Genomic DNA, 6,006 nt, shown 5'->3' on the forward strand with positions numbered 1-6,006 from the left:
TGCTCGCTCAGGTTGCGGATGATCGACTCGACATCGCGCTGCCCGTCGATCTGCACGGCGATGGCACCGGCACTTTCATTGAGTCGGATCATGCCTTCGGGATAGAGCAGCACGTGGCAGCCCTGGGCCGGCTCCCATTGCAGGCGGAAGCCGCGCCGCAGGTTGGGTACCTGGTGCGTGTTGAAATCGCTCATAGGGTGATTCCCCGGTGCCAGACCCGCTCGCGGGTCACGGTGTGATAGGGCGGGCGCTGCAGCTCGTAGGCCATGCTCATGGCGTCGAGCATGCTCCAGAGCACGTCCAGCTTGAACTGCAGGATCTCCAGCATGCGCTGCTGGGCTTCCAGTGTGCGGTAGTGGTCGAGGGTGATGCGCAGGCCGTGCTCGACGTCGCGGCGCGCCTCCTTCAGGCGCTTGCGGAAGTAGTCGTAGCCGCTGGGGTCGATCCAGGGGTAGTGCTGCGGCCAGCTGTCCAGCCGCGACTGATGGATCTGCGGGGCGAACAGCTCGGTCAGCGAGCTGCTGGCCGCCTCCTGCCAGCTCGCGCGGCGGGCGAAGTTGACGTAGGCGTCCACCGCGAAGCGCACCCCCGGCAGCACCAGTTCCTGCGACAGCACCTGCTCGCGGTCCAGGCCCACCGCTTCGGCCAGGCGTAGCCAGGCCTCGATGCCGCCTTCCTCGCCGGGGGCGCCGTCGTGATCGAGGAGGCGCTGGACCCATTCGCGGCGGGTGTCGCGGTCCGGGCAGTTGGCGAGGATGGCGGAATCCTTCAGCGGAATGTTCACCTGGTAGTAGAAGCGGTTGGCCACCCAGCCCTGGATCTGCTCGCGGGTCGCGCGGCCCTCGTACATCGCCCGGTGGTACGGGTGGTGGATGTGGTAATAGGCGCCCTTGGCGCGCAGGGCCTGTTCGAATGCGGCGGGCGTCATGGCGGTCTGGCTCATGCTCGGGGTCCTCGTAGGGTGCGCCGTGCGCACCTTGATGATTACAGCTGGATGCCCATGCCATCCCAGGCCACTTCGATACCGTGGCGCTCCAGTTCGGCGCGCTCGGCGGAATCGATGTCGAGGATCGGGTTGGTGTTGTTGATATGGATGAGCACCTTGCGCGGGCCATCGAGGCCGTCGAGCACCTCGATCATCCCGCCCGGGCCGCTCTGCGGCAGGTGGCCCATCTCGCTGCCGAGCTTGTCGCCCACCTCACAGTGGCGCATCTCGTCGTCGCGCCAGAGCGTACCGTCCACCAGCAGGCAGTCGGCGCGGCGCATCCAGCCGAGCAGCGCGTCATCCACCTGGCCCAGCCCCGGCGCGTAGAACAGGCTGCCGCCGCTTTCCAGGTCTTCGATGAACAGGCCGATGTTGTCGCCGGGGTGTGGGTTACCGCGGTGCGGCGAGTACGGCGGCGCGCTGCTGCGCAGGGGAATGGCGGTGAACTTCAGGCCCGAACAGGCGGGAATGGTGAACGCCGGGCGGGCCAGGTCGATGGGGTTCCAGGTGAGGCCGCCATTCCAGTGCTGGAGCATGCTGAACAGCGGGAAGCCGCTGCTCAGGTCCTGGTGGACCATCTCCGTGCACCAGACCGGATGCGGGCAACCCTCACGCAGGCTCAAGAGGCCGGTGACGTGGTCGATCTGGCTGTCCATCAGGATGATTGCGGCAATGCCGCTGTCGCGCAGGCGGCGGGCTGGTTGCAGCGGTGGGAAGGCGTCGAGCTGGGCGCGGATATCCGGGGAGGCGTTGCACAGCACCCAGTCGACGCCATTGGCGCTGAGGGCGATGGAGGACTGGCTGCGCGGCTGGGCACGGACCTTGCCGCTGCGTACGCCGGCGCAGTTGCGGCAGTTGCAGTTCCACTGGGGGAAACCGCCGCCGGCGGCCGAGCCGAGAATCTGGATGTGCATGGGAGTTGCCCTGGCGGGGGCCCCGGCGGAGCCGGGGCGATGCGGATCAGCGGTTGGCGAAGTACAGGGTGACTTCGAAACCAATGCGCAGATCGGTAAAGGCGGGTTTAGTCCACATGGAGCCATCCTCTTGTTATGTCGCCGGAGGATTCCGGCAAGGCCAGTTAACCACCGCCCAGAAAGGGCCCGAATGGTACTTTCGGAGGAGATTTGCTCATGATTTGGTAGGGGCCGATCCCTTGATTGGTGCGCGCGGCGCACCCTACGCGGTGAGCCCATGAGCCATGTAGGGTGCGCCATGCGCACCGCAACCGAGGTCAGCCGCAGCCCCAGGTCCAACCCATTTCGCGAATGAATTCGCTCCCACAGTGACACGGCCCATCAGGGTGCGCGGGCAGCTCCCCTCTCCCTTTGGGAGAGGGGCCGGGGCGGGCCGCGTTCGGATGAGGGAAGCATCCGGCCGGCCGGGAGTTCGGAATGGCAGCCCTTCGGCCTGCCTGGCGAATGAATTTTCCCCTACAGATTTAGCGCCCCAGGGTGAGGGTGTAGGAGCGAGCTCTGCTCGCGAATCGGTGCACGGGAGCTTCGCGAGCAGAGCTCGCTCCTACGGGAAAAAGTTCGCGCTACAGGAATAAAAAAACGCGGCCGAGGCCGCGTTTTTTCGTTACTTGCCGAGTATCAGAAGAAGCCCAGCGGATTGATGTCGTAGCTCACCAGCAGGTTCTTGGTCTGCTGGTAGTGATCGAGCATCATCTTGTGGGTTTCGCGGCCGACGCCGGACTTCTTGTAGCCACCGAACGCGGCGTGTGCCGGGTACAGGTGGTAGCAGTTGGTCCACACACGGCCGGCCTTGATACCACGGCCCATGCGGTAGGAGCGGTTGATGTCGCGGGTCCACAGCCCGGCACCCAGGCCGAACTCGGTGTCGTTGGCGATCGCCAGGGCTTCGGCTTCGTCCTTGAAGGTGGTGACGCCCACCACCGGGCCGAAGATTTCCTCCTGGAACACGCGCATCTTGTTGTGGCCCTTCAGCAGGGTCGGCTGTATGTAATAGCCGCTGGCGAGGTCGCCCCCGAGTTTCTCGGCAGCGCCACCGGCCAGCAGCTCGGCACCTTCCTGCTGGGCGATGTCGAGGTAGGAGAGGATCTTCTCGAACTGCTGCTGCGAAGCCTGGGCGCCGACCATGGTATCGGTGTCCAGCGGGTCGCCACGCTTGATGGCTTTGACCTTCTTCATCACCTCGGCGATGAACGCCGGGTAGATGGATTCCTGCACCAGGGCGCGGGACGGGCAGGTACAGACTTCACCCTGGTTGAAGAAGGCCAGCACCAGGCCTTCGGCTGCCTTTTCGATGAACTCGGGCTCGGCCTGCATGATGTCTTCGAAGTAGATGTTCGGGCTCTTGCCGCCCAGCTCCACGGTGGAGGGGATGATGTTCTCGGCGGCACATTTGAGGATGTGCGAACCCACCGGGGTGGAGCCGGTGAAGGCGATCTTGGCAATGCGCTTGCTGGTGGCCAGGGCTTCGCCCGCTTCCTTGCCAAAACCCTGGACGATATTCAGCACGCCCGGGGGCAGCAGGTCACCAATGATTTCCGCCAGTACCATGATCGACAACGGGGTCTGCTCGGCAGGTTTCAGCACCACGCAGTTACCGGCGGCGAGGGCCGGGGCCAGCTTCCAGGCGGCCATCAGCAACGGGAAGTTCCACGGGATGATCTGGCCAACCACGCCCAGCGGTTCGTGGATGTGGTAGGCGACGGTGTTCTCGTTGATCTCGGCGGCGCCGCCCTCCTGGGCGCGGATGCAGCCGGCGAAATAGCGGAAGTGGTCAGCGGCCAGCGGCACGTCGGCATTCAAGGTTTCACGCACGGCCTTGCCGTTGTCCCAGGTTTCGGTGACGGCCAGGACTTCCAGGTTCTGCTCGATGCGGTCGGCGATCTTCAGCAGGATCAGGGCGCGGTCCTGGACCGAAGTACGACCCCAGGCATCGGCCGCGGCATGGGCGGCGTCCAGGGCTTTCTCGACGTCTTCGGCAGTGGAGCGGGGGAATTCGGCGATCGGCTGGCCATTCACTGGCGAGGTATTGGTGAAGTACTGGCCCTTGACCGGCGCGACGAACTCGCCGCCGATGTAGTTGCCGTAACGCGGCTTGAAGGTGACGACGGCGCCCGGAGTGCCTGGTTGTGCGTAGATCATGGCGTTGCTCTCTCTGGTCGGTACCTGCCCGGCTGGGCAGGCTGTGGACCGATCTTAGTCAGCCGCCACCGCCCCCCGGTATGCGCCCATGGAATAGACGCCCTCGTCATTTGGTATTAATTGGCGGGCGCTCAGGCCCGCGCCAGAGCCTTCCTCCCCGAATTCGGATTCGCCGCCTGCTCCGGCCGATAGCCCAGCCGCAACCCACCCCAGTACCGGCCCTGGACGACGATGGGCACCGAGAGATCGTGCATCAGTTCGCCGGTATCCCGGGTGTAGGTCTGCAACAGCAGCGGCTGCTGGTGGCTGCCACAGCGCAGGCCCGTTCGGTCGTTGAACATGCGTTTGCTGCGGCTGCGGGCCATGTCCTGCTCCGGATCGCCGCAGGGTGGCTGGCTGAAGGCCTTGTTGTGGGTCGGTACATAGCCTTCCTGAGTGCAGGCGATGGCGAACACCAACCCCTCGTGCTGCTTGAGCAGCGGCTCCTGGATATCCGGCAGGACCTGGTCGGTGTAGCGGTCGAAGCGCGAGCTGTACTTCTGAGGGTAGGTGCCGGGTACCACCTGGAAGCGGCGATCGAAGAGGTCGTCGAGGCTGATACGCCCTTCCTGCACATCACGTTCGAAGCGCGCGGCGATGGCAGTCGCGCCCTCGCGGGCCAGGTCGTAGATACGCTGGTGATAGTCATCCAGCCCTACTTCGGCCAGGCGCTCGCTGATGGTTTCGGCCTGCCCTTCCAGCTGGCTGGCCGCCCCGGCCAGGCGGCGGGTCTGTTCATCGCTCTCGCCCAGGTCGCTGCGCATCTGCCCCACCGCCTCGAACAGCCCGGCGAGTTGGTCGCGATTGGTCCGTGCGCCACGGGCGATTTCGTCCACCTGCCCTTCCACCGCAGCGGCCAGTCCGGCGATCTTCTCCAGCTGGCGGCCGGTCAGTTCTACCTGGCCGACCCCGGCCTCCAGGTCCGTGGAGAGTTGCTGGATCTGTTCCACCACCAGCGCAGTCTGCCGCTGTATGTCGGCCACCATCTGCCCGACTTCGCCCGTGGCACTGGCCGTGCGCCCGGCCAGGCCGCGCACCTCATCCGCGACTACAGCAAAGCCACGACCATGCTCGCCGGCCCGCGCCGCCTCGATAGCCGCGTTCAGCGCCAGCAGGTTGGTCTGGCTGGCGATGGACTGGATGACCTGGGCCACCTGCTGGATCTCCTCGCTGCGCTGGCTGAGCGTGGCGATCAACTCGCGGCTGGCGCCGGCCCGGAGACTCAGTTGCCGCATGAGTTCGATGGCCTGCTGCAACACTTCACGCCCCTCATCTCCGCTCTGGCGCACATCGTGGGCAGCAGCGAATGCCTGCTGGCTGAGTTCGGAGGTAGCGGCCTCGGTGGCAATCATCACCTCGGCGCTACCGACAATGCGTTCAGCGGCCTGCAACTGGGACTTGAGGCGCTCGGCCAGGCGATCCACCGACCAGGCGACGCCGGCGGTGGACAGGGCGTTATGGCTGGTACTGCGGGACAGGTCGCGGGTCAGTCGGGACAGGTCAGCCCCCTCTTCTACCGTGGTCTGCTCCTGGCGCTTCTGCCGGAACAGCCAGGGCAGCGGCAGCAGCACGAGAACGCAGAGCCAGGGCGGCAGGCCCATAAAAGCCGCGCCACCGGCGATGAAGAGGATCAAGAGGCTGTGGATCAGGCAGTAGCGCATCGCTCATCCCTTTGTTGTCATTGTTTTCGGGTATTAAGCGGCGAATCGCCATCTGGCGACATGGTTCCTTGGTCGTAGAACACATGGTGTAGCGCCCTGGAAAAGGCCGAGGCCATCCCGTGCACAAGGTCGATCTCTTTAGCTCAGTCTGGACCGTAGGGTGCGCTGTGTGTTCAGCCGGGGGACATAGGTAACGGGTGTCGGGAGA

General features: G+C 65.3%; 6 protein-coding genes. All 6 read right to left on the minus strand.

The window, feature by feature from the left end; all coding sequences use genetic code 11:
• On the minus strand, positions 1 to 194 hold a 194-nt coding region (gene pqqD / locus MnOB_RS08465), incomplete at its 3' end, for a pyrroloquinoline quinone biosynthesis peptide chaperone PqqD (protein ID WP_077523787.1).
• A complete protein-coding gene (pqqC, locus tag MnOB_RS08470; protein ID WP_077523788.1) occupies positions 191 to 943 on the minus strand; it encodes a pyrroloquinoline-quinone synthase PqqC in 753 nt (250 codons plus the stop codon). The genes pqqC and pqqD, both read right to left, overlap by 4 nt.
• 41 nt (positions 944 to 984) lie before the next feature.
• Complete coding sequence (gene pqqB, locus MnOB_RS08475; RefSeq protein ID WP_077523789.1) at positions 985 to 1,899, minus strand: pyrroloquinoline quinone biosynthesis protein PqqB; 915 nt, start codon at positions 1,897 to 1,899, stop codon at positions 985 to 987.
• 46 nt (positions 1,900 to 1,945) lie between these two features.
• Entirely contained in the window at positions 1,946 to 2,017 is a 72-nt protein-coding gene (gene pqqA / locus MnOB_RS08480) for a pyrroloquinoline quinone precursor peptide PqqA (protein ID WP_072432761.1), read from the minus strand.
• Between the two features lie 560 nt (positions 2,018 to 2,577).
• Positions 2,578 to 4,098, minus strand: a complete 1,521-nt coding sequence (exaC, locus tag MnOB_RS08485) for an acetaldehyde dehydrogenase ExaC (protein WP_077523790.1) — start codon at positions 4,096 to 4,098, stop codon at positions 2,578 to 2,580.
• A gap of 131 nt (positions 4,099 to 4,229) precedes the next feature.
• The gene (locus tag MnOB_RS08490; protein WP_077523791.1) at positions 4,230 to 5,798 is read right to left on the minus strand and encodes a methyl-accepting chemotaxis protein; all 1,569 of its coding nucleotides are present in this window, start codon (positions 5,796 to 5,798) and stop codon (positions 4,230 to 4,232) included.
• Between the last annotated feature and the right edge of the window lie 208 nt (positions 5,799 to 6,006).

It is taken from the genome of Metapseudomonas resinovorans (assembly GCF_002003485.1).
Classification (GTDB): Bacteria; Pseudomonadota; Gammaproteobacteria; order Pseudomonadales; family Pseudomonadaceae; genus Metapseudomonas; species Metapseudomonas resinovorans_D.